Raw genomic sequence first — 25,939 nt, forward strand, 5'->3', positions numbered from 1 at the left:
CGCGAACGAAAGAGTCCACGCGCAAAAACGCCGCCTGCGTCACAGCAGCGGCGTGAAATCTCAGAGCGGGCAATAAAGGGAAGGACCGAGGCGCGCGCGCAGACGCGACCGTAAGCGGCGGGCTATTTCGTCCTCTCGGCTGCGCCGAACACCGCAAAGCGGGTGAGGACATAATTCACCGCGAGGGAGAAGCCGGCGGCGCCCACCAGCAGGCCGGCGCGGGTCATGTCCGTGGTCGCCCAGGCGGTGAACAGCCATATCACGCCAGCGCGCACCACGAGGGTGAACAGGGCCACCCCGACGAATTTGGCGAAGCGTGCGCCGTATCCGGTGCGCCGCTCGCCGGCAAAGGTCCAGAATTCGTGGGCGAGATAGTTGAACACCACCGCCAGCGAAAAGCCGACGCACGCCGCAACCACCAGCGAAATGTTGAACAGCTTGAACGTCGCGAAGGAGACGCCGAAATCCACCGCGTATCCGGCCACAACGACGGCGAGGTAGCGCAGTTCGCGTGGAAGCCTCATGCGCCATGCTCCCGTTGAAAAGAGGCTGAGTGGCGCCCTCCCATAGCGTCCCTCACGCGATCAGCGCGGTGCTTGCGCCGGGCAACAGGCGGGACAGGTCGATGCCGCGCCAGCGTTCATCCTCCAGCGGCAGCACGTCGAACAGATCATAGATATTGTCGATCTTGCCGCCCAGCACGGAGATGACGTTGGGCGCGTTCCGGTCGCGGTGGAACAGGATCGGCCGCCCGTCATTGCGCTCGTTCTTCAGAAGAACAGTCTTCACATCGAACAGCGATTTGCGCCATTCGGTCCCGCTCAAGCAAGGCATGTAGCGGCGGGCATCCATCATCATGTGGCGCCAGCGCGAGGTGCGCGGCAGCTCCCGCGCCATCTGGTAGGGCGAGCGATCCACATTCGCATCGAGCCAAGAGAAATGCGGGGTGTACCGCACATGAGTCAGCGAATAGAGGCTTTCGGACGGATAGGGCATGACCGAGAAAAACGGTCCGTCCATGACGGTGGCGCCAAAGCCCCTCAGCTCCGGCGGCGGCTCCACCAGGGCGATTTCCACAAACTCCTGCTTCAGGCTCAGCGTCGAAAGCCCGCTCGCCGCGAGCACAGAATTGAGCATGGCATAGGTGACGTTGAAGACCGTGCCTGCGGTGAAGCTCATGCCGCCCGAGAGTTCGACCCCTACCTCGTCCGCGCGCGGCTCCAGCCGCTCAACGAAGGTGTCGAAGCGGATCTCCAGCGCGTTGCGGTCGATCTGCTCAAGAAGCTGCGTGCGCAGGGCGCGATAGTCGAACGCCCATTCACGGGCGTTGAACACCGCTTCCACCAGTTCGGGTGCAAACAGTGCGGCTTCGGCGCGGCCGGCGGGCACGATGGGCGCGCCGAGATTCTCGTACATGCGCAGGAAACGCCCGGCCGACACCTTCGAGCGGCGCCGCGCGATGGCGTAGAGCATCTCGAAATCATCCACCACGGCGCTGGGAAAATCGAGTGCGAAGCGCCGGTGCAGCACCATCGAACGCAAAGCGGTCAGGAAGCTGCGAGGATAGTGGAAACCGGTGTGGACCCGCGCCTGATTGACCCGCGAGGCGCGTTCCAGCAGCCCGCCGCCCGCCTCGATCACCACCACGCGGTCGCTGATACTCCGCAGCAGCAGCGCAAGGCAGCAGCCGTAGAAGCCGCCACCGATCACCGCGAAATCATAGTCAGGCCGCGCCATTTCTAGCGCCCCGGTGGATTGTAATCGCCCCGGATTGTCTTCCAGAGCACGTTGATGAGATCCATGTGCGCGTGTGCGCCGCCGATCTTGGTGGGGATCGCCTCGTCCGCGGGATAGGCCCGCCGGGTCGGCACCTCCTTGGTGCGGTAGCCGAGCTGGCCGGCGCGCGCGGTGAGGTAGGCGAGCAGTTCGTAGCGCACGAAGATGTCGCGGAACGGCTGCACGCGCTCATCCAGGAGATAGCGCGCCGAATAGGCCCGGTATCCCTGCGTGGTGTCGGTGAACCAGCGCCGGCCGGCGAGGCTCAAAGCGGGCGCGTGCAGCAGGCGGATGGCGACAAGGCGCGACAGCGGCGTATTGATCCCCTCCCCGCCCTTGATGAAACGCGAGGCCTGGGCGTAGTCGATCCCCTCGTCCAAAGCGGCGATGAATTTCGGCAGACTCTCGATCGAATCCTTGCCGTTGCCGTCGATGGTGATGATGCCGGAATAGCCTTCCAGCAGCGCGAAAGCATAAGCGCAGCGCAATTGCGCCGAGAGCTTGCCCGGCCCGGTCTTGGTGAGGAGCGCACGCACCTCCACCGAGCGCAGGAAGCCTTCCTCCAGCGAGCCATCGGTGGACCCGCCATCGACGATGATGACGTCAAGCGCTTCGCTCATGCCGAGGGCATGGGTCTCGATCAGCTGCTTGCGGATGCGCTCGCCCTCGTTGATGACGGGTACGATCAGGCAATAGGGGCGCTGCACGGGGCCGAGCACATTGGTCGTGAAGGTCGGGACCGACCAGCCGCGCCGGCCAATCTCCTGGTCCATCGCAACGCTCATCAGTTCCCCTTCCCTGCGCCGTCCCGGTGTGTTTCGACGTTCAAGCCTTTGACATCGCTGAAGAAGTCTACGTTGTTCAGCTCATCGACGATGGTATAGCGCAAGATTCCCTCGATCCGATCCAGCAACTTCACGATGCCGATGGAAATCGCCGAGACCGTGATGCCGAGGAAGCCGACGATAACCACCTGAAGCATGGAGGTGGTGAGCCAGCCTGGGGCCACATTCTCCTTCAGCACCCACACCGCGATGGCATAGACGCCGTAGACCGCAGCGAAGATCGCCACCGCGAACGAAAGCGCGGCGACCGAACGCAGCACGCGCGGCGCGGCGCTCGCCAGCAGATCCGCCAGCAGGCGGAAGCGGCGCGCCATCGAACGCAAAGCGCGCGGCACGCGGGCGCGGTCCGGCATCGGCTCGCGGTGGAATTGGTTGGCTCCGGTGCGCCGCTCGAACCGCAGCAGCAGGTCGGCGTCCGGCCTCGCCAGCACCAGACTGAGCCAGGTGCGCGGGAAGCCGGCGGTGAGCGTGTCGCGCGGGTCGATTCGGTAGCCGATGAGATAGCCGAGTGCGCCCAGGAACGTTTCCACGAGCAGGCCCTGCCGCTCGCGCGCCATGACCACGACCTCGTTGGTTTCATAGACCTTGTCGGCCAGCGCCGGCAGATCCATCAGGGGCAGTTCGTCGCCGGAGGTGAGCAGCACCACGTCGCCGATGGCTTCGGAAGCAGCGGCAAGGCGCAGACGGTAAAAATTATCCACCTCATCCACCCGCAGCACGCGGATATTGGCGATGCCCATAAGGTCCTTGAGCAAAGCGGGCGCCACCACTTCGGTGATGGGCGCCACCACCACCAATTCCCAGAACTGGTAGCGTTCCCCCAATTCCCGCGCCAGCGCGCGCAGGGATGCGATCTGCTCCTCGGTCCAGGCAAGACCGACCACCGCCACGGAGACAAGAAAATCGCCGCGCAGCGGGCGGCTCGGCACGGGCAGATGCGACGTCATTTCCCTGTCTCCCCGACCTCTTTGCCGATCACCGCATTCATCGCCGCTTTCGTCCCGGCGATCGAGCTGGCGAGAACCGCGAGCGGGTCTTGCGGGTCTGCCCGCATCTCGATGGAGACCCAGCCGTTCCAGCCCGCAGCATCCAAGGTGCGGAACAGCGTTTCGGCACTCTCCCCATCACGCGGAAAGGCGGCGAGGGCCGGCTCGCTGAGGTGGACGTGGGACACGCGCGGCAAGGAGAGATCCAGCAGCATGCGCAGATCGTCAAACTCCGCGTTCACATGCAGCGCGCCCACGTCGAAATTTACCGTGACGGCGGGATGGTCCACCAGTCTCACGAAGGCGTCGGTCTCGGCCAGGGTGTTGAGAAAGTTCGTGCCGTAGATGGCGGGGTTGGGCTCCATGGCGAGCACGCAGCCGTGCTGTGCGGCTGTTTCCCCCAGACGCCGGAACGTCTCCGCCGCATCCGCAAAGGCGGCATCGCGGTCCATGCCGGGCGGGACCACGCGGTTGCGCGGCGAGCCCACCACGAGGTTGGGGATGCCGAGACGGCCCGCCAGCACGATGGCGCGCGTGAGCGCCGCCGCAATGACCGCGCGCTCGTGTTCCGTGCCGAACAGGGCCGCCCCCTCGACACCGAAAAGAAGCGACTGCATGGAACACAGCGTCAGCCCCGCCCGCGTCGTCTTGTCGAGCGCCGCATCCAGCGCGGCGGGTGTCGGGTCCATGGGGTCCGGCTCGCCCGCGAACAAAAGACCCGGCGCGACTTCGAGGCCGGGCACCCCGGCTTCAGCCAATATGGCATAGGCGCGGTCGGTATGCTGCGCCGGCCAGGCGATGTTGGAGACGGCCAGCCGCATCATGCCACCGCCCGGTCGTAGAACAGCTTGAGAGATGCCAGCGTCTCCTCAGCCGAATAAAGGTAGGGCGCGGGCCGGCCCCATTCGGCCGCGTGGAGCGAGTGCATGTCCTCGGTATAGAGCGGCGGGCCGGCGTTCACGAAGGCCTTACCGGTCAGTGCCATATGCACGTCGGCGGCGCGCAAGGGCGCGGACGCCACGTTGAGAACAGGGAGGTCGGCGGCGATGCAACGCTTGATGTCGCCCCACAGCCGGTCCAGCCCATAATATTGAAACTGGCTTTCGCTATTGGTGAAGCCGCTGGCGATGAAGCCGGCTGCCGAGAAGGCCTCCTCCAGCACTGCCCCTGCCCCCGCCGCACGGGCCGCTTCACGCTCGAAGCGCATCATGCCCAGCCCCGCGTCCATGACGAAGAACTCGCCCGCCAACCTGGCCGCCTGCCCCGGCATAGCGGGCAGAAGCGCCGTCAGCTTGTCCGGCTTGAGGAAGGAGGGGACAGGGTTGATGAGGTCGAAAACGAAATTCTTCTTGATGCCTTCGCCAAACAGCGCCGGCAGGCGCATCACATGAGCGTTGTCGAACCGCGCCTGTACCGCTGTTTCCAGCAGCCGCCGGTTGCGGCCATAGGCCTTTACGGTCTCGTACCGGGCATTGGTCTCGTCATAGCCGGCCGCGGCGTCGTCCAGCACCGCGATGGTGGAGATGAGGACCAGCCGGCCGATCTCGGCCTGGGCGAGATTTTCCACCAGACCCTCGATGATTTTCAGGTCGCCTTCGGGATCATTGTTTGCGGCCCACATGGTGGCAGGGGCTGCCGCACACACCACAAGGTCGAACGAGCGCCCGCGGATGCCCTCTATGGTGCGCGAATTGAACAGGGCGTCGAAGGTGGTCGCCTGTTTCAGATTCGTGCCGACAAAACCGCTGTGGCCGACGAGTGCCCGCATCCCATTGATCCCCCAGCCTCTCTAGGTTCATAGGCGACTTTACGCATGGCCGGAAGACGCTTGTCGGTCCCACCCCCAGGACGGTTCGCCGGCCCTATCGGGATGCGGCAGAGTTCTTCTCTTATGAGTGCCTGCCGCGTAGGTTGATTGCCGGCCGGAAACATCCGGCCTCTCACGCGGTCTGAGCCTCCTCCATCACGCGGGCCGCATCTCGAGAGGCTCCATGCACAAGATTGCGCTTGAAGAACACATTATAACGCGCGGCCTGGAAACCTACATGCGCGCGGCGATGCCGGCCGTATCAGCGGAAGGCGCGGATAAGCTGACCGCGGCGATGTATGATGTCGGTGAACAGCGGCTTGCGGCAATGGATGCTGCCGGTGTGGACATAGCCGTGCTGTCCATTTCAGGTCCCGGCGTCCAGGCCGAACCGGATGCCGCCCTTGCGGTAAAGCTCGCGTGCGAGGCGAACGACGACCTCGCGGGAGAAATCCAGAAGCAGCCGGCACGGTATCGCGGCTTCGCCCACCTGCCGATGCAGGATGTGCCGGCGGCCATCGCCGAACTGGAGCGGTGCGTGAGCCAGCTTGGCTTTGTCGGTGCACTGGTGAACGGCCACACCAACGGCGTCTATCTCGACGATATCAAGTACGACCCCTTCTGGGAGCGGCTCCAGGCGCTGGATGCGCCGCTTTATATCCATCCAACGGATTCGTTCGTCCTGCCCTATGTCCTGGAAGGATGTCCGGAACTGCTGAAACCCACATGGGAGTGGAATTTCGAGACCTCTTCCCACTTCCTGCGCCTGCTGTTTTCCGGCGTGTTCGACCGATTTCCCAAGCTGAAGATCATCCTGGGGCACATGGGCGAGACCATGCCCTACCACCTGTGGCGCTTCGACAGTCGCGCCGCGCTGATCGAGGGAAAGCGGCCGCTGAAGGAGGCGCCGTCCTTCTATCTGAAGCGGAATATGTTCGTGACCACGTCCGGCCAGTTCGACAACGTGCCCCTGATCGCCGCGCTGTCGGCCCTCGGACACGACCAGGTGCTGTTCTCGGTCGATTACCCCTATGAGGATTCCGCCGTGGCGGGAAAATTCCTCGACGATGCCCCCCTCGACGATGAGACCCGGGCAAAGGTCGCGCGTCTCAACGCCATGAAGGTCATGAACATCAAGGCTTGAGGTTCGTGAACGGAGCGATGGCCGGCTCCGAGCCGGCCATCCTACAGATCAGCCGCGCTGGCTGGCCGGCGGGAAGTACCATTTGCCGTTGCGGATCGGCAGGAAGCTGCCGTCGTCCACACCCACTTCCTGAGCGATGCGGCCGTTCAGCTTGGCGTTCATGGACATGATCAGGTCGCCGTTGGCCTTTGTGTCCATCGCGAGATTGTTAGTCTCGTCCGGGTCATTCTGAAGGTCGTAAAGCTCGAGATCGTTCTTCTTCGTCAATTCCTCGAAGGTCGTCGGCGTATTGAAAGCGATCGGTGCGAAATAGCGACTAAAGCGATAGCGCCCATCGAACGCGCTGCGGATATCGCAGCGGTTATTGAAGTTCGGGTCGTTCTTCTGAAGCTCGGTCAGCTTGCCGGCGAGGGGAATTTTCTTGTTGTCCATATAGACGTCGAAATGCACCGCCCATTTCGCATCCTGGTAGGACAGCATGTCGTAGCAGAACAGCGAAGCCGGGCGCAGCGTATCGGTGGCAGCCTTCGTGGGGTTGGTCATGAGCGGTGAGAAATCCCGCCCAGCCAGACCCTCACCCACCTTCTTCAGCGTCTCGGGGCTGGCACCGCTTAGCGCCAGGAGCGTGGGCGTCAGGTCCACCTGCGAGGTCACGGCGTTGCACTCCGTGCCGCCGGGATAGGCCGGGTGCACGATCATCAAGGGCAGATGGTTCTGCTGGCGGTAGGTGCAATTGCCCTTGCCGCGCATCTGGTGGTGGCCACCCAATTCGCCATGGTCGGCAGTGAACACGATGATGGTGTTCTGGTCCATGCCGTTGGCCTTGAGCGAATCCAGCACGCGCGAGACTTGCAGGTCGCAATCGCGGATGCAGTTGAAATAATAGTTCTGGAGCAGGCGCCAGCGGCGATCCTCGTCCGGCCATTGGCCGACAAGCGTGTCCATGACCTCCTGGTAGATCTGCTGCGCCTTCGGCCGGCCCGGGGCATTCCAGGCCTGGGTGCGGGTGTTCGGCAGGGGCACGTTGTCCCAGGTCGCCTTGTACAGATCGTTCCCGGGCGCGCGCGCGATGGGCATCGCGGTGTTCTTGCCCTGCACGGTCTGGCCCGGGAGATCCGAGTTTATGTACATGACGTCGTGGGGATTGACGAAATTCACGGCGAGGTACCAGGGCTTCCCCTGCTGTGCGAGTTCCTGGCCCTTGGTCCGGAACCAGCGGGTCACGAATGCCGTAGTGGTGTCGTCGTAATTGTATCCGCCCAGAGTGGTGTCATTGATGTCACCTACGCCGAAGAAATCGTCGAAACCATAGCTCTGAATGATCTTTCGATATTCCAGAAACGGAGCATCGATCGCCTCGCTCACCTGGTCCAGATTGACGCTGAGATGCCATTTACCCTGGTAGGAGGCATGATATCCCAGTTGCGCAATCCGGTGGCCGATGGTCTTTACATCGGTAGACATGTCTGCCTGCCAAAGGGAATTGGCGTTGTCGAAGATCCCCGTGTGCGGAATATGCATACCCGTGTAGAGGGTCGAACGGGCGGGCGAGCAGACGCAGGACGCGCCCTGATGGTTGTTGAAGGTGATGCCGTTCTTCTTGATCCACTCCCGGCCGGGAACGGGGAACGGCCAGCTTTCAAAGAAGTGTTCCTGGTCAACCAAGATGAACAAAATATTGTATCCGCCTGGAGGCGCATCCGGTGCCTTTATCGGGGATGGCGGCGTGCTACTCTCAGCCTGGGCCAGCTTCGGCAGCAAGCTTGCGCCAAGTAAAGCGGCGCCGGAGGAAAAAAGATCGCGACGAGATGGCACGGGGCCACTTTCGGTTTTTTTTGACATCGACAGAAATTTCCCCCCGAGATTATTTTCGTAAGCGACTTTTACAGGTTACGACATCGTCTGCCAGCGCCTTTTGAGGCGGCATCTGTGGCGCTGCCTCTTGCGAAACGGGCAACTTTGCGCTTGGCATGAACGGTTGCGGCATGCGCCGCGTGTCAGGAACCCGCTTTCGCCCGATGCCGCACCCCCTCGACCATGGAACCGCCCCTAGCGCCGAGCACGATCTGCGCGAAACGCTGGACGATGCGGGCATCGGCATCTGGTCGATGGATCTTGCAACCGGCGGCGTCACCATGTCCGCCACCTGCGCCCGCCTGTTCGGGCTCGACGGGATCACGGTGACGGATTTCCCCAGCCTCCAGGCCATCGTGCATCCGGACGATCGGGCGGCGCGGGAGAACGCCGTCACCAACGCCCTGGCCGGCGGCGGGCGCTATGCCATCGAAATTCGTATCGTGAAGCCCGGAGGCGCCATCGGCTGGCTGCGCTCCCAAGGCCAGGTGCGCGCGGATGCCGAGGGGCGCGCGATCTGGATGCGTGGCGTGGTGTTCGGCATCGACGTCCAGAAAAGCGCCGAGGCGGAACTGCGCACCCGTGAGGAGCACCTGCGCTCGATCCTCGACACCGTCCCGGAGGCTATGGTGGTGATCGACGCCGCCGGGATCATGCGCTCGTTCAGCGCTACGGCCGAGCGCCTGTTCGGCTATACCGCGCAGGAGGCCATCGGCGAGAACGTCCGCATCCTCATGTCGCAACCGGACCGCGGCCGCCATGACGGATACCTCGCGAATTATCATCGCACCGGGCAGAAGAACATCATCGGCAGGGGACGCATCGTCAACGGGCAGCGGCGCGACGGCTCGATCTTTCCAATGGAGCTGGCGGTGGGCGAGATGCGCTCCGCCGACCGGGTGTTCTTCACCGGCTTCATCACCGATCTCACCGAACGCCAGCAGACCCAGGCGCGACTTCAGGTGTTGCAGTCCGAACTGGTCCACGTCTCGCGCCTCACCGCCATGGGCGAGATGGCCTCGACCCTGGCGCACGAACTGAACCAGCCGCTGGCCGCCATCAACAACTACCTGAAAGGCTGCCGCCGCCTGCTAGACCAGGAAGACATCGCGGCACTGCCCCGTGTGAAGGAAGGGTTGGACAAGGCCTCCGAGCAGGCCGTGCGGGCCGGACAGATCATCCGCCGCCTGCGCAATTTCGTGTCGCGCGGGGAGACCGAGCGGCGCATCGAGCGCGTGTCGCAGTTGATCGATGAAGCCAGCGCCCTGGCGATGGTCGGCGGGCGCGAAGCCGGCATCATCTCGCGCCTCGACATCGATCCCCGCATCTCCACGGTCATTGCGGACCGGGTGCAGGTGCAGCAGGTCCTCGTGAACCTGATCCGCAACGCCATGGACGCCATGCAGGCGTCCGAGCGCCGGGAAATCACCATTTCGGCCCGGCCGAGCGCCGATAGCATGGTGGAAATCGCTGTTTCCGACACCGGTCCGGGCCTCGCGGTCGAGATCGCCGACCGCCTGTTCCAGCCGTTTGTGACCACAAAGGAGACCGGAATGGGGGTCGGGCTGTCCATCAGCCGCACCATCATCGAGGCCCATGGGGGCAAGCTGTGGGTTGAGCCCAGTGCCGGCGGCGGGGCATGCTTCCGCCTGACACTTCCCGCAGGAGAGGGCGACGAGCCGCGCAATGCCGGACACTGAACTGATCCACGTGGTGGACGATGATGATGCCATGCGGGAATCGCTGGCCTTTCTCCTCGGCTCGTCCGGCTTTTCCGTCCGCCTGCACGACGGCGCCGAGAGCTTCCTCGCCGCCCTGCCCGCGCTGCCCTCGGGCTGCATCCTCAGCGACATCCGCATGCCGGTCATCGACGGCATGGAATTGCTGCGCCGGGTGAAGGCCAGCGGGCGCGGGCTTCCTGTGGTGCTCATGACCGGCCATGGCGACGTGCCGCTGGCGGTGGAGGCCATGAAACTCGGGGCGGCGGACTTCATCGAGAAGCCGTTCGACGATGAAGCGCTGATCAGCGCCCTGCGCCTCGCCGGCGCACGGGCCCTGGACAATGAACGCACCAGCGCGGCGCAGGAGGCGTTCGCGCGCCGCCTCGCCACCCTCAGCCAGCGCGAGCGGCAGGTGTTCGAGCGCCTGGTGGCGGGAGACGCCAACAAGGTGATCGCCCGCACCCTCGACATCTCGCCGCGCACTGTCGAGGTCTACCGTGCAAACGTGATGAGCAAGCTCCAGGCCTCGAGCCTCTCCGATCTAGTGCGCAGCGCGGTGCGTGCCGGGATCGCCTGAAGGCGCAAGGTTCCATCAACGCGGCGGATTGATCCGCCTCAAATCGGCGGCGGCCGCGCAGTGCTTTGATAGGGGTGGACCGAAGGCGGTTCGCGTGGAGACCGCCCTTGCCCATCATCATCGTGGACGACGACCCCGGTGCCCTGAACTCGCTTCGGTTCCTGCTGGAGAGCGAGGGCTATGTGGTCCAGGCGTACCAGGATGGCCCGGACCTTCTGGCGGCGCTGCCCCTCGACCCGCCGGCCTGCCTCATCATCGACTTCAAGATGCCGGTGATGGACGGCATCGACGTGTTCCTCCGGCTGCGCGAGCTGAGTGTGACTGCCCCCGTCATTCTGGTGACGGGCCATCCCGATCCGAAGATCGCGATGCGCGCCATGGACGCCGGCCTCGACCTGATCGAGAAGCCGCTTTCGCAGGACATGCTGCTGAATGCCGTGCGCGCCGCCCGCGCCGGAGTCCTACGTATTTCCCCTTAGGGGCTTCCCCTTAAGCGATCAGCACGACATTCCCGATCGGCTCACCACTGCTAGCGTCTGCGTTGAGAGTTCAACGAGGAGCCGGCAGTGATGAGACACGAAGTGCTGAACATTGCACGCCATCTCCCCCCGCCCGCCGGCATCCCCCATGGCGCGCCCGAGACGCTGCTGTTCGCGGGTTGCCTGGAACTGGTCGGCGCCTCCTTCTCCTATCGGCGCGAGGAAGAAATCTTCGGCGAGGGTGAGGATGCGGACTTCGTGTACCGGGTGGTGCGCGGAGCGGTGCGGACCTGCAAAGTACTCAGCGACGGTCGGCGCCAGATCGACGCGTTCCATCTTCCCGGCGATCTGTTTGGGTTCGAGCCCGACACAAAGCACCGCCTCACCGCCGAAGCGGTGGCGGACACGGTGGTTCTCCTGTTCCGGCGTCGGCAGATCGACGAGGTGGCAAGCCGCGACGTGCAGGCCGCCTGCAAGCTCTGGGACATGACCCTTCGCAGCCTCGGCCATGCCCAGGATCATATGATCCTGCTGGGCCGCCGCACCGCCCTTGAGCGGGTCGCGGCCTTCCTGCTGCAATTGGATGCCCGGCTCGGCGGCACCGGCAGCCTCGATCTGGCGATGCCCCGGCGGGACATGGCGGACTATCTCGGCCTGACGCTGGAAACCGTCTCCCGCGCCCTGTCTCAGCTTCAGAGCGAAGGCGTCATCCGCCTGTGCGGCGCGCGCAAGGTGACCATGGACAAGCGCCGGATGCACACCGTCGTCGAGGACTGAGGAGGGTGGAGCGTTTCGGTCATCTCAGCCGCCTGCGGTTTCCCGGGACCTGGTGATGCCCAGCGCCGGCAGGGCGCCAAGCAGCACGATGACGCCGCTTGCGGCCAGGAAAAGGCCGGTGGGGAATTCAGACAACAGCCGCGTCAGCAGGCCCGATATGAAGACGCAGACCGCGACGCTGGCGCTGGAGAGGCCGAGAATCCAGCCCCGCTCCGTCTCCTCCACCAGGCTTGATGCGGCGGTGAGCAGGGACACATAGGCAAACACGTTGAAGATGCAGATGGCGCAAGCCAGGGCGATCTGCACCGGTGCGCTCACCGGCAGGGCGGTGAACAGCAGCAAGCCGCCGCACATCACGGTGCCGAACACCGCGATAGCACGCTCATGCTTAAGCCACCGCGACACCGGGCCGTAAGCCACCGCCGAGCCGAGCATGAAGCCAACGCCCATGGCCACCGAGAACAGGCCCACCTCGGCGGTGCTGAAGCCGTAGTCGCGCTGCATCACCACCAAGATGAAGGTGTAGTAGATCAGGAAGCCCAGCTGGAACAGGAAGAAGGACGCCAGCGGCGCAAGCACGCGCGGCCGGTCCTTCAGGCGCGCGAACAGCAGAAACGGCTGGCGCCAGTCGAAATGGAACGCTCGCCGTGGCGTTTCCTCACCGAAGCGGGCACGCGCCAGCATCATCGCATTGGCGGCGCACAGCACCAGGGCAAACGCCAGGGGCAGGCGGAAATCGTAATGGCCGAGAACGCCGCCGATGGCCGGACCGGCCATCAAGCCCACGGTATTCACCACCGTCACCTGCGCCATGGCATCGCCCCGCGCCTCGGGGGAGACCGCATCCACCATGCTGGCCTGGGCGATGGGAGACGTGCCGGACATCAGCCCCGCCACCAGCCGCCCAAGGAAGAACAGCCAGAGATGCCCGACTTCCAGCGACAGCCACATGAGCCCATAGGCGGCGGCCAGCCCGGCCATGCACACCATTAAGGTGCGGCGGCGGCCGAGCGCGTCCGAGAGATCCCCCAGCAGCGAGCAGCCGAAGAACGCGCCGATCGGAAACAGGGCAAAGGCTAGCGACATGAGCGTATCGCGATTGGCATCCGTTATTGCCCCGCCAAGGCCGGGCGCGCCGAACAAGCCGACGATCAGCGGGTACATGAGCCCGAACGACAGGATGTCGAGAAACACCGCGAGGAACAGCGCCGCGTGGGTGCGAAACAGCGACAGCTTCATGAGGAGATCCACGGTTGCCGAAGGTCAGGCCGCGCGACATCTCCCTTTAGCGCCGATCTTACCCCTATGGAAAGTGGCGGCGGCGCTGTCAGCCCAGAGCTTTCGCGAACACATCAGGGGGGCCCATCTGACCGCCCTTTAAGATGATATCGAGGCCATCGAGCCGGGTGTCCGCACTGTGTGCCCGGCATAGCGGCGCGCCGGCCACGAACGGCGCGCGATAGGACAGGCCCCAAATATCCAGCGACTTCACGGCGAGCGTCGAGGTATCCCCGCCGGCCACCACCAGCCGGGACACCTCCGCCTGATCCATGATCGCGCGCAGCAGGCGCCCGGTGGCCGACGCAACCGCCGCCGTGTCTTCCGGCACGCCCTCGGGCGGATCGGTGACCAGCATGGTATCGCCTTGCGCGAGATGGGCCTGCGCCTGCACGCGCAGGCTCTCCGCGTAGCCGGCATCTTCGATCAGCCGGCGGGTATCGATATGGAGTTGCACGAAGCCTGAGGCCGCTTCGACCTGGGCACGGGTTACGGGCGAAAGGCTGCCGACGAGAACAAGCACCGAGCCCGGCCGGCGCTGCGATGCCGCCGGGGCGCTTGTCGTCGTGGAAGCGCTCCACATTTGCGCGACGCTGCTGGGGCCAATCACCAGCATCGGCCCATCGTGTGCCGCCGCGCGGATCAGGTCGCCGATAACGCGGAGATCTGACGCACGGGACACATCGAACAGCACCGCCTCGGGGCGCTGCTCCATGGCGTAGGCCAGCGCCGAGGAAGCCTCGGCACCGTCGAGCGCGCGGTAATCCACCAGGGCGACGGCTCCAAGCCCCTGCCTGGCCAAATGCAGGCGCAGATCGGCTTCGTCCATAGGCGTCACCGGATGCACGCTCATGGTCGGGTGCCGGTCGATCCGGTGCACAGAGCCGCCGCGGCCTGCGGCCGCGAAGAGATTTCCGAACAGGCAGTAGCGGCCGAGATTGGGCTGGCCGCCGATGATCGGCAGAAGCGGATTGGGAAAATGCGGCCGCAGGGCCCGCACGGCTGCGCCGATGTTGCCCACATGCGGGGCGCTGTCGAAGGTCGAGCAGCATTTGTAATGGAGGATTTCGACCCCAAGCCCGGCGAAAAAGCGCCCGGCGGGCTCGAGTTCGGCGGCCGTCGCCTCCGGCGCCATGGCGCGCGTCGCCCCGGCGATGCCCACCGCGTCCAGCGGGTCGGCAGCGGCCAATTGCTCCGGCGTGGGCAATGCGAGGAACAGCAGCGCCTTCAGCCCCTGCTCCGCGAGCGTGGCGAGCGTGTCGGTGGCGCCGGTGAAATCATCGCCATACCAGCCGTATCGCGGAGCGGCCGACACGTCAGCCCGCCGCCTTGCCGAACATGACGAGCGCCTGACTGAGTTCCGGGTGGAGCGCAGCGGCTTCAGTGAGCGTCTGCCCCGCAACCACCGCATCCCATGCCTGCCGGATGCTGGCGACGCCGGCCGCCGGGCCGCCAGGATGGGCGAGAATGCCGCCGCCCGCCATGAACAGCAGGTCGGCATGGCCGATGGCATCCCAGGTGGGCTGCGCCGTGCCGGCCCATTGGCCGGAGGAGAAGGCTGGAAGCACCCGGTCGTCCGCCCCATCGGTGAGCGGCGTCACGCAATCACGCGCGGAGGAGACCACCTCCTCATCCTCCTGGGCGAATTTTCCCTGGAGGCCATGCACATGCATATGGTCCACCCCGGCGAGCCGCCAGAGCACCTGATAGGCCTGGAACGAGATGCCCAGCAGCGGATGGCGCGAGATGGCGCCATAGCCGTTGCGATGGCCGTGCAGTGCAAGATCGGTGGAGTGGCGCAGGGTCTCGATGGCGGAGAAGCCGCACCAGTTCAGGCTCGCCATGACGCAGGTGCCGCCCTCGCGCGCGACCAAGTCGGCATGCCGGCGCATGGCGTCGGTTTCGTCAGTGATGTTGAAGGCCACCATCACCCGCTTGCCGGTGCGGTCCTCATGCCGGCGCACCGCCTCCATCACGGCGGGGATGCGCAGCGCCAGAGGGGCGTGCACCGGATCGGCGCTGATCTCGTCATCCTTGATGAAGTCGAGCCCGGCCGCGCAGAGGCTGGCGACCAGGGTCGCCGTTTCCTGCGGGCTCAGGCCCACGTTCGGCTTGATGATGGAGCCGACCATCGGCCCGGAGGCGACGCAGGTGAGCCGGCGGGTGCCTGTTATGCCCTGCGTCGGCAGCGCGAACCGCTTCCGGAACGCCCAGGGCAGCGTGATGGTATCAAGCCGCAGGCCGGTGACTTCGCCCAGATCATAGAGATTGCCGGCGACGGTCGCCGCCAGCGTCGCCAGATTGGCGCCGACATTGTCCACCGGAAAGGAAATGGCGATGCGCGCGCGCCGCCACGGTCCGGCGATGCCCTTCCGTGTCAGCCAAGCGTTGGGCAGGCTGGGCGTCTCGCCCGCCTCCAGCTCCTCGACGATGGTGACGATGGCGCGGGCGCGCGCCCGCAGATCATCCGTCTCGCCGTGGACGCGGGTGAAGGTGCCGCACGACTGCTCCCCCGCCATCACCTCCGCGACCTTCACGGGATCGAGCGGGGTCTCGATCAGATAGGTCGCCTCGAACCGCGTGTCGTCCATGGCTCAGAGCTTGCTGAGGTCAGGGAACGGGCGCACCGGGTCGGTGCCGTCCCACGTCTCGGAGGCCTCGCGGATCAGGCGGAACATCTCGCCCTTGGGTCCGGCGACTTCAGAGAGTTCAATCACGGTGCCGGGGTGGTAATGGGTATCGAAATAGACGAAGCGCCCGCGCTCGCCCACCTCGCCGCTCATCACCGGCTTGAAGCCCTGGGCAGTGAGGCGTTCCAGGTCTGCGTCATAAGTATCGGTCCAATAGGCGACGTGCTGAAGCCCGCTGTGCCCGGCCTGCGTAAAATCGCGATACATCGAGGGCACGTCGTTGCGGCACTGGATCAGTTCCACCTGCAACGGCCCGGAATTGGCGAGCGCCACGGAATTGTGCGGCTCGTAGGCCTCGCCCTTGTAGCGGTAGTTCTTGATGGGGACCTTGGGATTATAGAAGAACGGCCCCACGCCGAGGACGCGGCTCCAATAATCCATCGCGGCCTCAATGTCGGGAACGACATAGCCGGCCTGACGGATCTGGCCAAAGAAGCGGCTCATGCGCGGGTGCCTTTTGCTTGAAGACCGGGGTCAGTTTCGAAGGAAGCCGGTGGAGATCCACGGCACGGCGGCGACCACGACGAGGCCCACCAGAAGCGCCAGCATGTAGCCCCAGATGTACTTCATGCCCTCGTCGGGATGGACCTTGGAGATGGCGCAGGCGCCGTAATAGCCAACGCCGAAGGGCGGGGCGAAAAGCCCGATGCCCATGGCGAATATGACCACCATCGCGTAGTGCACCTCGTGCACGCCGGCCTGCTTGGCGATGGGAAACAGCAGCGGCCCGAACAGCACGATCGCCGGAATGCCCTCAAGCACGCTGCCGAGGATGACGAAGGCGACAATGGAGATCGCCAGGAAGCCCCAGGAGCCGCCAGGAATGCGCGACATCATCGTCGCCAGATCCTGCGAGAAGCCCGACTGGGTGAGGCCCCAGGCCATGGCGGTGGCGCAGCCGACGATGAAGATGATCGCGCCGGTAAGGGAAGCGGTGTCCTTCAGCATCACCGGCAGGCGGCGCCAGTCGAACTGCCGGTACAGCAGCAGCCCGGCCAGCACCGAATAGGCGATGCCGATGGTGGAGACCTCGGTGGCGGTCGCGACCCCTTCCACGACTGCCGCGCGGATCACGAATGGCAAAGCGATGGCGGGCGCGGCGATCAGCGCCAGCTTGGCGATCTCGCGCTTGGAATAGCGCATCACCTTGCTCAGGTCCTCGTCCCGGCAGCGCCACCAGATGACAAAGCAGAGCGCGATGCCAAGCGCCACCGCCGGCAGCATGCCGCCGGTGAACAGAGCGGCGATGGATACGCCCGTAACCGAGCCGATGGTGATGAGAACGATGGACGGGGGGATGGTCTCAGTCTGCGCGCCGGTGGCAGAGAGCAGCGCCACCAGATCGCCCGGCTTGGCGCCACGCTTCTGCATTTCCGGGAACAGGACGGGGGCGATCGCCGCCATATCCGCAATCTTCGAGCCGGAGATGCCGGAGACCAGATACATGGCCCCCACCAGCACGTAGGAGAGGCCGCCGCGGACATGGCCGAGCAGGCTGGCGAGGAACTGGATCATGGCGCGCGCCATGCCCGTCATTTCGATCAGCGCGCCGAGGAAGATGAACAGCGGGACCGCGAGCAACACCAGATGGCTCATGCCCTCATCTAACCGCCCCACCATCACCAGCATGGGCGTCGAGGTGGTGAGCGAGAGATAGCCGAAGGTGGCAATCGCAAAGGAAAACGCGATCGGCACGCCGGCGAACACGTTCAGCGCGACGATGCCGACGAAGAAGATCACCAGGTTCGCCTTGCCGAGCGGCTTCAGCACTGGCCCGAGCAGCCAGAGTACGAGCACCAGCGCGGCGGTGATGGCGATGGCCAGCAGAACCGGCTTCCAGGCCCCGAAGCGCAGCAGGCGGAAGAATGCCGCCAACACCATCAGGCACATGCCCACGGGCAGCGCCGCCGCCCGCCAGCTATTGGTGATCTCAAGCGCCGGAGTAACTATGAAGCTTTCCTCCTCCGCGTATTCGATCGCGTGGGGGATCAGCAGCAACAGGAAAGCGATGGAGGCGGTGATCGCGAGGGCTTCCAGCAGCGCCTGGGCATCTGGCCCGACGCGGTTGACGAGGCCGGTCATGCGCATGTGCGCGCCGCGCCGGAAGGCGACGACAGCACCCAGCATGGACAGCCACAGGAACAGGATGCCCGCCAGTTCATCCGACCACACCAAAGGAGCATGGAAGACGTAGCGTGCCACCACGCCGGCCGCGAGAATGAATATCTCCACGACAACCAGAGCCGCCGCCACGTTCTCGACGATGCCGCCAATGACGGCATCGAGAATGTTCGCGATGCGGGCTACTCCGGTCGCCGGAACGGCCGCCTGGGCGGGAGTTGCGGCGTGGCCGTCCATGATCAGTTTCCTCACTGCTAGTTTATGGGGCGGCTCACGCGAGCTTGCCGACCGCACCTTCTAGCAGGCTCCACGCTTCCGTGCCGAACCGCTCCTGCCACTCCTTGTAAAATCCGCTGTCGCGGAGCTTGGCGCGGAACGTGTCGGGGTTGGTCTTGTTGAAAGCCAGCCCCTTAGACTGCAGATCGGTCTGGACCGTGGCGTTCAGGGTCTTGATGTCTTCGCGCTGCTTCACGCCGGCCTCGTTGATGGCGTCTGCGACGATCTTCTGGAGGTCGGGCGGCAGGCCACGCCACGCGCGGCCATTGGCGATGAACCAGAAGCCGTCCCAGATGTGGTTGGAAATGGCGCAGTTCTTCTGCACCTCATAGAGCTTGGCCACCTGGATGATCGGCAGCGGGTTCTCCTGCGCATCCACCACCTTGGTCTGGAGCGCGGTGTAGACTTCGCTGAACTGCAGGCTGGTGGGCGCCGCGTCCAGCGCCTTGAACATTGAGATCGAGAGCGGGCTCACCGGCACGCGAATCTTCAGGCCGGCCATGTCCTTGGCGGTCTCGATCGGCTTGCCACTGGTGGTCATCTGGCGGAAGCCGTTGTCCCACATCTTCTCGAAGGCGTAGAGGTTCACCTTGGAGATCGCCTCGCGCACATGGGCGCCGACCTTGCCGTCCATCGCCTTCCACACCTGATCATAGTCCGAGAAGGCGAACCCGACGGCATTGATCGCCGCCACCGGCACCAGCGTCGCGATGACGAGGGCGGAGGGCGTGAAGAAGGTGATGCCGCCGTTGCGCACCTGGCTCAGCATGTCGGTGTCGCCGCCAAGCTGGTTGTTCGGGAAGATCTTGATGTCGACGCGCCCATTGGTCTCCGCCCGGATGCGATCGGCGGCTTCCAGGGAGCGGACGTTGAGCGGATGGCTGAGCGGCAGGTTGTTGCCGTACTTCAGCTCGAATTCGGCAGCGCGGGCCACATAGGGCATGCCGAGCACGGTCACGGCGGGCGCGGCGGCAAACAGGCGCAGCGCGGTGCGGCGTGTCAGGTCCGTCATTTTTACCTCCCAGGGATGCGTTTTTTCTTGAGGAAAAGATAGAAACTCGTGATGAGGTCGGTCAAACTCATTTTTTGATGGTTTTTGATGGAATTTGAGACAGTGCTCAAGCGCGACATCGAGACTGAACACCTGCCGCAGCGCCGGCAGATCGCGACCATCGCGGATGTCGCGCATCTCTCCGGCGTCTCCACGGCGACCGTCGACCGGGTGCTGAACCAGCGGCCCGGTGTGCGCGCGGTCACGGTGCAGCGGGTGCTGAAGGCGGCGGGCGAACTCGGCTATGTCGTCGATGCCGGCGTACCCTCGGGGGCGCTCAAGCCGATGCGGCTGGTGTTCCTTCTGCCGGCCGGCACCAACCAGTTTCTCAGCATGCTCGGGCGTCACATTGGCGGTGCACAGAGCCAACTCGCCTCGTTCAACATGCGCGCCTGCGTGGACTTCATTGAGAGCTTCAAGCCGGAACTCCTCGCGCAGGCACTGCGCAAGGCGGGCCGCGATGCCGACGGCGTGGTGTTCATGGCGCTGGAGCATCCGACCGTGCGCGATGCGGTGGACTGGCTGTGGGAGCGCGGCGTGCCGGCGGTGACGCTGATCTCCGATCTCGCCAACACCCGCCGCGTCGCCTATGTCGGCCTCGACAATCGCTCGGCGGGGCGCACGGCGGGCTATCTGATCGCGCGCTTCATCGGCCCGCGCCCCGCCAAGGTGGCGATGATCGCCGGCAGCCTCAGCTACCGCGCCCATGAGGAGCGCGAGATGGGGTTCCTGCGCCTGTTTCAGGAACAGTTTCCCGCCATCGAGGTGGTGGGCCTGCGCGAGGGCCACGACGAGGGCGCGCGCAACTACCGCCAGACCAAGACCCTGCTGGCGCAGCACCCCGACCTCTCCGGCATCTACAATATCGGCGGCGGCCCGGAGGGCATTGCCCGCGCGCTGAAGGAAGCGGGGCGCCAGCATGACATCGTGCTCGTCGGCCACGGCCTGACGCCCGACACCCGCGCCCTCCTGATCGACGGGGCGATGGATGCGGTGCTCAACCAGAACCCGCAGGGCGCGCTGATGGATTGCGTCTCCATCTTTGCCAACCTGCGTGCTGGCCGCCCGGCGCTGGACGGCATCACCCATCCGAGCACCGAGATCATCCTGCGCGAGAACCTGCCCTGAGACCGGCCCCGCCGGTTAGGCGGTGCGCAGCGGATGCTTCGACAAGGCCTTCTCGTCGATGCCGAACTTGTCGACGAGCCAGTCGATCATCAGTTCCTGGCCGAGCGTCGGATTGTCGTGCTGGCAATGCTCGGCTCCGGTCATATCCGCTTCCACGAACATCTGGGTGACGTCGACGCCGGCCGCCTTGGCATAGGCGTAGCCCTGCCGCGCGGCCTCGACGCCCAACACGTCATGGCCACCGTGGAGGATCAGATAGGGGCACTTCATGTTCTCGAACACGCCGCGCATGTCGAAGTCTTTGCACTTTTCCGCCACGCCCTTCATGGAATCCGCGCCGAACACCCATTTCATGTGCCCGGCGAGACCATGGTCTTCGCCGCGGTCCTTGAAACGCTCATAGAGGCTGAGCATGCCGCCATGGGAGATCGCAGCCGCAAGGCGCGGTTCCATGGCGCCGGCGCGGGCGGCGTAATAGCCGCCGAGCGAGGACCCTGAGACGGCGATGCGGCTCATGTCCACGTCATCGCGGGTTGCCAGCCAGTCGATGCATTTGCCGACCGGCACCTCGTAGTCGAAGCGGTTCGGCAGATTGTGCCGGCGGATCGTTGCCCCCTGCCCTGGCCCGTCCATCAGCAGCACGGAGATGCCGCGCTGGAGCGCGCCGCGCCCGGTCATGAACCAGAGTTCGTCCTTGTAGGAATCCAGCCCGCCGAAGGAAATCAGGACCGGCTGCTTGCCGGTGTCGTAGGGCGCGCGGAAGAAGTAGCCGTACATCGGCTTGCCCTCTTCCTCATAGGGCACCTCAACGAACTCCCCCTTGGGGACGGTGTATTCCATGAACCGCCGCGTGGAGAGTTCCGCTTGCTCGAAGGTCGGCATGCGGCGTGGGTCGTCCGCCTCCAGCCAGAATTCGGCGGAGCGATACATATCGGCGGCGCGCAGGTAGCAGTTCATGGCGGTCTGGATGTGGCCCTTGGCCTCCTCGGCCTCGCCACGCCGGAAATTGTTGCTGGCCACCACCATCCATTCGTCGTGCCAGCTATCATAGTCGCCGGGGATCATGCGGCTGGCGGCAAGGAAGGATTCCGAGACAGTTCCGCCGCCCTCCTGCGTCTCCCCGAGCGCGCGGCGATACTGGTAGGATGGCCAGGGGAATTGCGGCCAGTGGTGCCAGCCATAGGGCTCGTAATGGGGCGTGGTGTCAGTGACGACGGCATCGATCAGCTTGGCTTCGGTGTCGGCCATGGGAGGCTCCTTCAAGGCAAGCACGGGGCGAGGCCGGCGGATGCCAGCTTCGACTTCGGGGAATACAGCGGGCTCCCTCTCCCGCTTGCGGGGGAGGGTTGGGGAGGGGGCCAGCGCCCATGACGACAAGCATGGCACCCGGCTTTTGCTCACTCTTCCCCCTCCCTAGCCCTCCCCCGCGAACGGGAGAGGGGAAGCCGTTACAGGCGGGAGAGGGAATTCGCGTCAGCTTGTCTTCATGCCCCAGCGTTCGACGGTCTTTCTCTCGACCCAGTCGAAGAACCAGTTTTCGGAGACCCAGCCGATCATGGCGATGGTGATCATCCCGCAGATCATGATGTCGGGCCGAAGCTGCCAGCGGGCGTCGTCGATCAGGAAGCCGAGACCGGTGATCGAGGAGATCATTTCCGCACCCACGATCACACGCCAGCCGACGCCATAGGTGAGGCGCATGCCGGTGATGATATAGGGAAGCGAACCAGGAATCAGGATGCGCCAAGTATAGAGGCTGCGCGAGGCGAGATAGACCTTGGCGACTTCCGTATATTGCCCCGACAGGGTCTGCACCCCGGTCATGGTGTTGAACATGATCGACCAGATGCCGGAGAAGAAGATCACGAACACCGTCGAGGTAAAGCCGATGCCGAACCACAGGATCGCCAGCGGAATCCAGGCGATGCCGGGGATCGGGTAGAGCAACCTGCACAAGGGCAGGAAGGCTGCGCGCACGGTCGGCGAGGCACCCATGACGAGACCGGCGGGAATTCCCACCAGGGCGGCAAGCGCGACGCCGCTCATCTGCCGCCCGACGCTCGCGGCGGTGTTCTTCAGCAGAACGCCGTTGAGGCCGAGTTCGTAGAAGGCAGTAACCACCTGCCAGGGCGAGGGAAAGGCCCATTTCGGCATCAGCGCGAGCATGTAGACCACCTGCCAGATCAGCAGGAAAGCGATGATGGTGCTGGTGCCCAGAAGCCGGTCGCGGCCCGGCAGGAAGGATCGGAATGTGCGGCTCGTGGCGGCCTTGGCGGGCGCCGCGATCACGGATTTCGAGGACGACATCATGGCCATCTCACACCCCCGCCATCATGTCGGCCTGCTCAAGCGCGGCCGCGCGACTGATCTCCTCGCCGAGCACAGCGCGCACCTCGCGCTGGAACCGGCCCATGGTTTCTCCAGTCATGTCGCGCGGGCGTGGCTCCTCGACATGGATCACCTGCTTGATGCGTCCAGGGCGCGCGGTCATCACAACGATCTTGTCGGAGAGGTACAGCGCCTCTTCGATGGAATGGGTGACGAAGATCACGGTCTTCTTGTATGCGCGCCAGATGCGCAGCAATTCGTCCTGAAGCGTCTCGCGGGTCTGCGCATCAAGCGCACCGAACGGCTCGTCCATGAGAAGCAGCGAGGGGTCCACCGCCAGCGCGCGGGCGATGGAAACGCGCTGCTTCATGCCGCCGGAGAGATGGTGGGGAAACCGGTTGGCGAACTCGGAAAGGCCGACCATGGCCAGCAGCCGATCCGACGCCTCCCGCCGCTCCTTCGCGGGCCGGCCGCGCGCCTGAAGGCCGAACTCCACATTGTCCCGCACGGTCATCCAGGGAAACAAGGCATAGTCCTGGAACACCACTGCCCGCTCCGGCCCCGGGCCATCGACAGTCTTGCCGTCTATGGCGATCCGGCCCGACGTCGCCGGGATCAGACCGGCGACGATCTTCAGCAAGGTGGACTTGCCGCAGCCCGAGGGACCGAGGAGGCAGATGAACTCCCCCTCCTCGATCTCAAGATTGATGTCCACCAGGGCAGAGACCTCGCTGCCCTGGTTGCCGTATTTCTTGTTGAGGCCCTCGATGATCACCATGCCGGGCGCCTCACTTCTTGAGCTTTTCGTAGCCGGGATAGCCGGGGTAGCTCTCGGCCATGGAGAGATCGACAGCATCCTCGTAGGTGATCGGCTTCTGAAGCAGCTTGTCCTCGGCCATCCAGCCGAGAAGCGCCTGAATCCAGACCTTCGGCGGGGCGTTATAGGTCCAGCCGCAATTGTCGTAGGACTGCTCAAGCAGCTTGGGATCCATATTCGGCACATAGTGCTTCAGCACTTCCATGCCGAGTTTCTTGTCGGTGCGCATGATGTGCACCGCATCGAGATGCGCCCACACCAGCCGCTTGGCGAGTTCCGGGTGCTCCTTCACGAACTTCTTGGTCATGATGAGCCCGTTCCGCAGCATGTCGGAATTGAGCTTTTGCTTATCGACGAGTTGGTCCGCCGCCAGCAGCAACTTGGCACCCTTGTCGATGGCATTGGTGCCGTAAGGCTCGAACGGGAAGGCGGCGGCGATGTCTCCCGTCAGCAGCGCCGAGGCCACTTCCGGCACCGGCACCAGTGCGAGTTGCACGTCCTTCTCCGAGAGGCCGAAGCGCGGCAGGATTTCGTGGATCAGGGTGAGATATTGCACGTCGAACTTGGTGACGATGCCGATGCGCTTGCCCTTGAGGTCCGCCCACGACTTCACGCTCGGGGATGCCACCATCATCGCGCAATTGGCCGATGAAGCGGCAACGATGGTGTTCTCGATGCCGGCGGAGAGATAGCGGAGCGCGCTGGCATACTGGTTATAGCCGGCGTCGTAGTCACCGATCGCCATCAACTGGTTGGACCGCTGGTAGTTGCCGCCGATGAACTCGACCTTCACTCCGTATTTGTCCCAGAGCTTCAGATATTCCGCCACGAAGGGCTGGATATGATCATAGCCCGGCGTGCCGGCGACCAATTTGACGGTGTAATTGTCCACCGTCTGCGCGACCGCCGATCCGGCTGCCGTCACGCCCATCAAAAGACCCAGTAACGCGCCCCTGATCGTCATGTGCTGTTCCCCTGGAAGGTATCTGACAATTGGGAGTGGGGGCTTCGCCCCCTATTGGGCCTTGTGGCCTATTCGGCTGCGATGCTCTGCGCCCTGGGAGAGACTTCGGTGATGTGCTTCACCTCGTTCCAGGCGCGGACCATGCTGTTGAGCGCCGCCAATTCCATCTCGGCGATGCGCGCGAGAATGTCTCCGGCAGCCTTGAGATCGCCCTCGTAGCGCAGCACCCGGAAGGTGTCGGAGGACTTCTGCATCATGTCCGCGGCAACGGCAGCATCCTGGGTCTTCAGGCCGCGCAGGCCAAGTTCGCGCGTGACGCGGCGCAGATAGCCGGCAGCGCCAGCACGGCCGAGCACGCCGTGATTGGGAATCTGCCCGCGCAGGAACAGCGGGCGCCGCTCGCCATTCGGCGCCAGCACATCCTCGATCTCACCCTTGCGGATCTTCTCCGCGAACACCGCCATGCCCGGCGCCCCGGTCTCGAAGCGCGGGATCTGCCACTGATTGCCGAAAAGCGCGTAGGGCTTGGGATAATCGCCGCACAGGATCTTCATATTGCGACGGAAGGAATGGCGGATCGACGTTGCGATATCCCATGCGGGATCGCGGCCAGGCTCCACCCAGACCATGAGATAGGGGCCGTAGCCGTCGTGCAGGGTCCATTCACCGCCGAACGGGTGGTGGTGCTCCCAAGGCTCATACCCGGAAGCGCCGCGCTGCTTGGCCTGCTTCCAGGCTTCAGCGAACACCGTGATGGGCGCGTCGTAGCGCGAATAAGGCATGATGTCGTTGGGCTCGAAGATCGTGACCGTGCCCTTGTCGAGATCGTAGCCTGCAACCACCACATGGTGCCCGAACCCGGTCTTGCCCATGGTCTCGTGCTGGAACTTCAGGCGCGGCGAGGTCTTGGCGCCATAGGGCAGCATCAGCGAGTAATGCAGGCCCACCTGCACCGGAATGCCCCGGTCGATGAGGCCGCAAAGCTTGGCAAACGCCTCGTCGAAACCACCTTCGTGATCCTCCTCCCAATGGCCTTTGAAGCCGAGGGATTGGGCGGTGTATTCCCACAATTCGTGGAACGGCCCGGCCCCGCCGTTGAAGGCGGGAGCACCCCACACCGGGGTCCAGCGGAACGAGAAGCCGTCTCCCGACGTGCCGTCGGCGAACAGCACGTCGCTCTCGCCATGCAGGCGATACATGCCCAAGAGGCCGGTGAAGTAGCAGCGGCCCGAATTGCCGCCTTCCGGGTAGCCCTTCGCGCCCATCCAGGTCATCGAATGATAGGCGTCATCGTAACCGTCGACGTATGCCATTTGGGTT

At 64.6% G+C, this 25,939-nt stretch carries 24 protein-coding genes; 6 read left to right on the forward strand and 18 right to left on the reverse strand.

Features of this window, described 5'->3' with window-relative positions; all coding sequences use genetic code 11:
- Positions 1-122 precede the first annotated feature (122 nt).
- The 6 genes from ADADO0_RS04230 to ADADO0_RS04255 are packed head-to-tail and all read right to left on the reverse strand — an operon-like array spanning position 123 to position 5,375.
- A complete protein-coding gene (locus ADADO0_RS04230; RefSeq protein WP_511303841.1) occupies positions 123-524 on the reverse strand; it encodes a GtrA family protein in 402 nt (133 codons plus the stop codon).
- 52 nt (positions 525-576) lie between these two features.
- A complete protein-coding gene (locus ADADO0_RS04235) occupies positions 577-1,737 on the reverse strand; it encodes an NAD(P)/FAD-dependent oxidoreductase (protein WP_511303842.1) in 1,161 nt (386 codons plus the stop codon).
- 2 nt (positions 1,738-1,739) lie between these two features.
- Positions 1,740-2,561, reverse strand: coding sequence for a glycosyltransferase family 2 protein (locus tag ADADO0_RS04240; RefSeq protein ID WP_511303843.1), 822 nt, complete (start codon positions 2,559-2,561; stop codon positions 1,740-1,742).
- The gene (locus tag ADADO0_RS04245; RefSeq protein ID WP_511303844.1) at positions 2,561-3,568 is read right to left on the reverse strand and encodes a hypothetical protein; all 1,008 of its coding nucleotides are present in this window, start codon (positions 3,566-3,568) and stop codon (positions 2,561-2,563) included. Before ADADO0_RS04245 ends, ADADO0_RS04240 begins: the two co-directional genes overlap by 1 nt.
- Positions 3,565-4,431: a sugar phosphate isomerase/epimerase family protein gene (locus ADADO0_RS04250; protein WP_511303845.1), complete on the reverse strand. Its 867-nt coding sequence runs from the start codon at positions 4,429-4,431 to the stop codon at positions 3,565-3,567. The genes ADADO0_RS04245 and ADADO0_RS04250 overlap by 4 nt, the downstream gene beginning before the upstream one ends.
- Positions 4,428-5,375, reverse strand: coding sequence for a sugar nucleotide-binding protein (locus tag ADADO0_RS04255; protein ID WP_511303846.1), 948 nt, complete (start codon positions 5,373-5,375; stop codon positions 4,428-4,430). The genes ADADO0_RS04250 and ADADO0_RS04255 overlap by 4 nt, the downstream gene beginning before the upstream one ends.
- 223 nt (positions 5,376-5,598) lie before the next feature.
- On the opposite strand from ADADO0_RS04255, the gene ADADO0_RS04260 reads away from it, so the two are divergent.
- Positions 5,599-6,558, forward strand: coding sequence for an amidohydrolase family protein (locus tag ADADO0_RS04260; protein ID WP_511303847.1), 960 nt, complete (start codon positions 5,599-5,601; stop codon positions 6,556-6,558).
- A 48-nt stretch (positions 6,559-6,606) separates the two neighbouring features.
- Here the strand turns inward: ADADO0_RS04260 and ADADO0_RS04265 are convergent, their stop codons facing one another.
- Positions 6,607-8,232: a sulfatase family protein gene (locus ADADO0_RS04265; protein WP_511303848.1), complete on the reverse strand. Its 1,626-nt coding sequence runs from the start codon at positions 8,230-8,232 to the stop codon at positions 6,607-6,609.
- 344 nt (positions 8,233-8,576) lie between these two features.
- Here ADADO0_RS04265 and ADADO0_RS04270 point away from each other — a divergent pair, with 344 nt between their 5' ends.
- From ADADO0_RS04270 to ADADO0_RS04285, 4 genes are all read left to right on the forward strand, one after another.
- Positions 8,577-10,112: a sensor histidine kinase gene (locus ADADO0_RS04270; RefSeq protein WP_511303849.1), complete on the forward strand. Its 1,536-nt coding sequence runs from the start codon at positions 8,577-8,579 to the stop codon at positions 10,110-10,112.
- On the forward strand, positions 10,099-10,710 hold the full coding sequence (fixJ, locus tag ADADO0_RS04275; protein ID WP_511303850.1) for a response regulator FixJ: 612 nt from the start codon (positions 10,099-10,101) through the stop codon (positions 10,708-10,710). The genes ADADO0_RS04270 and fixJ overlap by 14 nt, the downstream gene beginning before the upstream one ends.
- A 107-nt stretch (positions 10,711-10,817) precedes the next feature.
- Positions 10,818-11,189 (forward strand): response regulator transcription factor, encoded by a 372-nt coding sequence (locus ADADO0_RS04280; RefSeq protein ID WP_511303851.1) that lies wholly within the window; start codon positions 10,818-10,820, stop codon positions 11,187-11,189.
- Between the two features lie 90 nt (positions 11,190-11,279).
- On the forward strand, positions 11,280-11,966 hold the full coding sequence (locus ADADO0_RS04285; protein ID WP_511303852.1) for a helix-turn-helix domain-containing protein: 687 nt from the start codon (positions 11,280-11,282) through the stop codon (positions 11,964-11,966).
- A gap of 24 nt (positions 11,967-11,990) precedes the next feature.
- Here the strand turns inward: ADADO0_RS04285 and ADADO0_RS04290 are convergent, their stop codons facing one another.
- From ADADO0_RS04290 to ADADO0_RS04315, 6 genes are all read right to left on the reverse strand, one after another.
- Positions 11,991-13,205 carry an MFS transporter gene (locus tag ADADO0_RS04290; RefSeq protein ID WP_511303853.1) on the reverse strand — a complete coding sequence of 405 codons (1,215 nt, stop codon included), beginning with the start codon at positions 13,203-13,205 and terminating at the stop codon, positions 11,991-11,993.
- Between the two features lie 88 nt (positions 13,206-13,293).
- The gene (locus ADADO0_RS04295) at positions 13,294-14,559 is read right to left on the reverse strand and encodes a four-carbon acid sugar kinase family protein (protein WP_511303854.1); all 1,266 of its coding nucleotides are present in this window, start codon (positions 14,557-14,559) and stop codon (positions 13,294-13,296) included.
- 1 nt (position 14,560) lies between these two features.
- Positions 14,561-15,835, reverse strand: coding sequence for a ribulose-bisphosphate carboxylase large subunit family protein (locus tag ADADO0_RS04300; RefSeq protein ID WP_511303855.1), 1,275 nt, complete (start codon positions 15,833-15,835; stop codon positions 14,561-14,563).
- 3 nt (positions 15,836-15,838) lie between these two features.
- Positions 15,839-16,378, reverse strand: coding sequence for a VOC family protein (locus ADADO0_RS04305; RefSeq protein WP_511303856.1), 540 nt, complete (start codon positions 16,376-16,378; stop codon positions 15,839-15,841).
- Positions 16,379-16,408: 30 nt separating this feature from the next.
- Complete coding sequence (locus ADADO0_RS04310) at positions 16,409-18,292, reverse strand: TRAP transporter large permease (RefSeq protein WP_511303857.1); 1,884 nt, start codon at positions 18,290-18,292, stop codon at positions 16,409-16,411.
- A gap of 34 nt (positions 18,293-18,326) precedes the next feature.
- A complete protein-coding gene (locus tag ADADO0_RS04315) occupies positions 18,327-19,343 on the reverse strand; it encodes a TRAP transporter substrate-binding protein (protein WP_511303858.1) in 1,017 nt (338 codons plus the stop codon).
- A gap of 87 nt (positions 19,344-19,430) precedes the next feature.
- Here ADADO0_RS04315 and ADADO0_RS04320 point away from each other — a divergent pair, with 87 nt between their 5' ends.
- A complete protein-coding gene (locus ADADO0_RS04320; protein ID WP_511303859.1) occupies positions 19,431-20,510 on the forward strand; it encodes a LacI family DNA-binding transcriptional regulator in 1,080 nt (359 codons plus the stop codon).
- A gap of 15 nt (positions 20,511-20,525) precedes the next feature.
- Here the strand turns inward: ADADO0_RS04320 and ADADO0_RS04325 are convergent, their stop codons facing one another.
- The 5 genes from ADADO0_RS04325 to ADADO0_RS04345 form a co-directional block, all read right to left on the reverse strand.
- On the reverse strand, positions 20,526-21,758 hold the full coding sequence (locus ADADO0_RS04325; protein ID WP_511303860.1) for an alpha/beta hydrolase family protein: 1,233 nt from the start codon (positions 21,756-21,758) through the stop codon (positions 20,526-20,528).
- 225 nt (positions 21,759-21,983) lie between these two features.
- Positions 21,984-22,820 (reverse strand): ABC transporter permease, encoded by an 837-nt coding sequence (locus ADADO0_RS04330; RefSeq protein WP_511303861.1) that lies wholly within the window; start codon positions 22,818-22,820, stop codon positions 21,984-21,986.
- Between the two features lie 7 nt (positions 22,821-22,827).
- The gene (locus tag ADADO0_RS04335) at positions 22,828-23,616 is read right to left on the reverse strand and encodes an ABC transporter ATP-binding protein (RefSeq protein WP_511303862.1); all 789 of its coding nucleotides are present in this window, start codon (positions 23,614-23,616) and stop codon (positions 22,828-22,830) included.
- Positions 23,617-23,626: 10 nt separating this feature from the next.
- The gene (locus tag ADADO0_RS04340) at positions 23,627-24,619 is read right to left on the reverse strand and encodes an ABC transporter substrate-binding protein (RefSeq protein ID WP_511303863.1); all 993 of its coding nucleotides are present in this window, start codon (positions 24,617-24,619) and stop codon (positions 23,627-23,629) included.
- A 68-nt stretch (positions 24,620-24,687) separates the two neighbouring features.
- The gene (locus ADADO0_RS04345; RefSeq protein WP_511303864.1) at positions 24,688-25,932 is read right to left on the reverse strand and encodes a C39 family peptidase; all 1,245 of its coding nucleotides are present in this window, start codon (positions 25,930-25,932) and stop codon (positions 24,688-24,690) included.
- Positions 25,933-25,939: the final 7 nt, after the last annotated feature.

The sequence above is a fragment of the Aquabacter sp. genome, assembly GCF_965279295.1.
Classification (GTDB): Bacteria; Pseudomonadota; Alphaproteobacteria; order Rhizobiales; family Xanthobacteraceae; genus Aquabacter.

Bases quoted from the DNA above. Each gene is read 5' to 3' on its own strand.
- ADADO0_RS04230 (WP_511303841.1), bottom strand. From the start codon at position 524: ATGAGGCTTCCACGCGAACTGCGCTACCTCGCCGTCGTTGTGGCCGGA.
- ADADO0_RS04235 (WP_511303842.1), bottom strand. From the start codon at position 1,737: ATGGCGCGGCCTGACTATGATTTCGCGGTGATCGGTGGCGGCTTCTAC.
- ADADO0_RS04240 (WP_511303843.1), bottom strand. From the start codon at position 2,561: ATGAGCGTTGCGATGGACCAGGAGATTGGCCGGCGCGGCTGGTCGGTC.
- ADADO0_RS04245 (WP_511303844.1), bottom strand. From the start codon at position 3,568: ATGACGTCGCATCTGCCCGTGCCGAGCCGCCCGCTGCGCGGCGATTTT.
- ADADO0_RS04250 (WP_511303845.1), bottom strand. From the start codon at position 4,431: ATGATGCGGCTGGCCGTCTCCAACATCGCCTGGCCGGCGCAGCATACC.
- ADADO0_RS04255 (WP_511303846.1), bottom strand. From the start codon at position 5,375: ATGCGGGCACTCGTCGGCCACAGCGGTTTTGTCGGCACGAATCTGAAA.
- ADADO0_RS04260 (WP_511303847.1), top strand. From the start codon at position 5,599: ATGCACAAGATTGCGCTTGAAGAACACATTATAACGCGCGGCCTGGAA.
- ADADO0_RS04270 (WP_511303849.1), top strand. From the start codon at position 8,577: ATGCCGCACCCCCTCGACCATGGAACCGCCCCTAGCGCCGAGCACGAT.
- fixJ (WP_511303850.1), top strand. From the start codon at position 10,099: ATGCCGGACACTGAACTGATCCACGTGGTGGACGATGATGATGCCATG.
- ADADO0_RS04285 (WP_511303852.1), top strand. From the start codon at position 11,280: ATGAGACACGAAGTGCTGAACATTGCACGCCATCTCCCCCCGCCCGCC.
- ADADO0_RS04290 (WP_511303853.1), bottom strand. From the start codon at position 13,205: ATGAAGCTGTCGCTGTTTCGCACCCACGCGGCGCTGTTCCTCGCGGTG.
- ADADO0_RS04300 (WP_511303855.1), bottom strand. From the start codon at position 15,835: ATGGACGACACGCGGTTCGAGGCGACCTATCTGATCGAGACCCCGCTC.
- ADADO0_RS04305 (WP_511303856.1), bottom strand. From the start codon at position 16,378: ATGAGCCGCTTCTTTGGCCAGATCCGTCAGGCCGGCTATGTCGTTCCC.
- ADADO0_RS04310 (WP_511303857.1), bottom strand. From the start codon at position 18,292: ATGGACGGCCACGCCGCAACTCCCGCCCAGGCGGCCGTTCCGGCGACC.
- ADADO0_RS04315 (WP_511303858.1), bottom strand. From the start codon at position 19,343: ATGACGGACCTGACACGCCGCACCGCGCTGCGCCTGTTTGCCGCCGCG.
- ADADO0_RS04320 (WP_511303859.1), top strand. From the start codon at position 19,431: ATGGAATTTGAGACAGTGCTCAAGCGCGACATCGAGACTGAACACCTG.
- ADADO0_RS04325 (WP_511303860.1), bottom strand. From the start codon at position 21,758: ATGGCCGACACCGAAGCCAAGCTGATCGATGCCGTCGTCACTGACACC.
- ADADO0_RS04330 (WP_511303861.1), bottom strand. From the start codon at position 22,820: ATGATGTCGTCCTCGAAATCCGTGATCGCGGCGCCCGCCAAGGCCGCC.
- ADADO0_RS04335 (WP_511303862.1), bottom strand. From the start codon at position 23,616: ATGGTGATCATCGAGGGCCTCAACAAGAAATACGGCAACCAGGGCAGC.
- ADADO0_RS04340 (WP_511303863.1), bottom strand. From the start codon at position 24,619: ATGACGATCAGGGGCGCGTTACTGGGTCTTTTGATGGGCGTGACGGCA.
- ADADO0_RS04345 (WP_511303864.1), bottom strand. From the start codon at position 25,932: ATGGCATACGTCGACGGTTACGATGACGCCTATCATTCGATGACCTGG.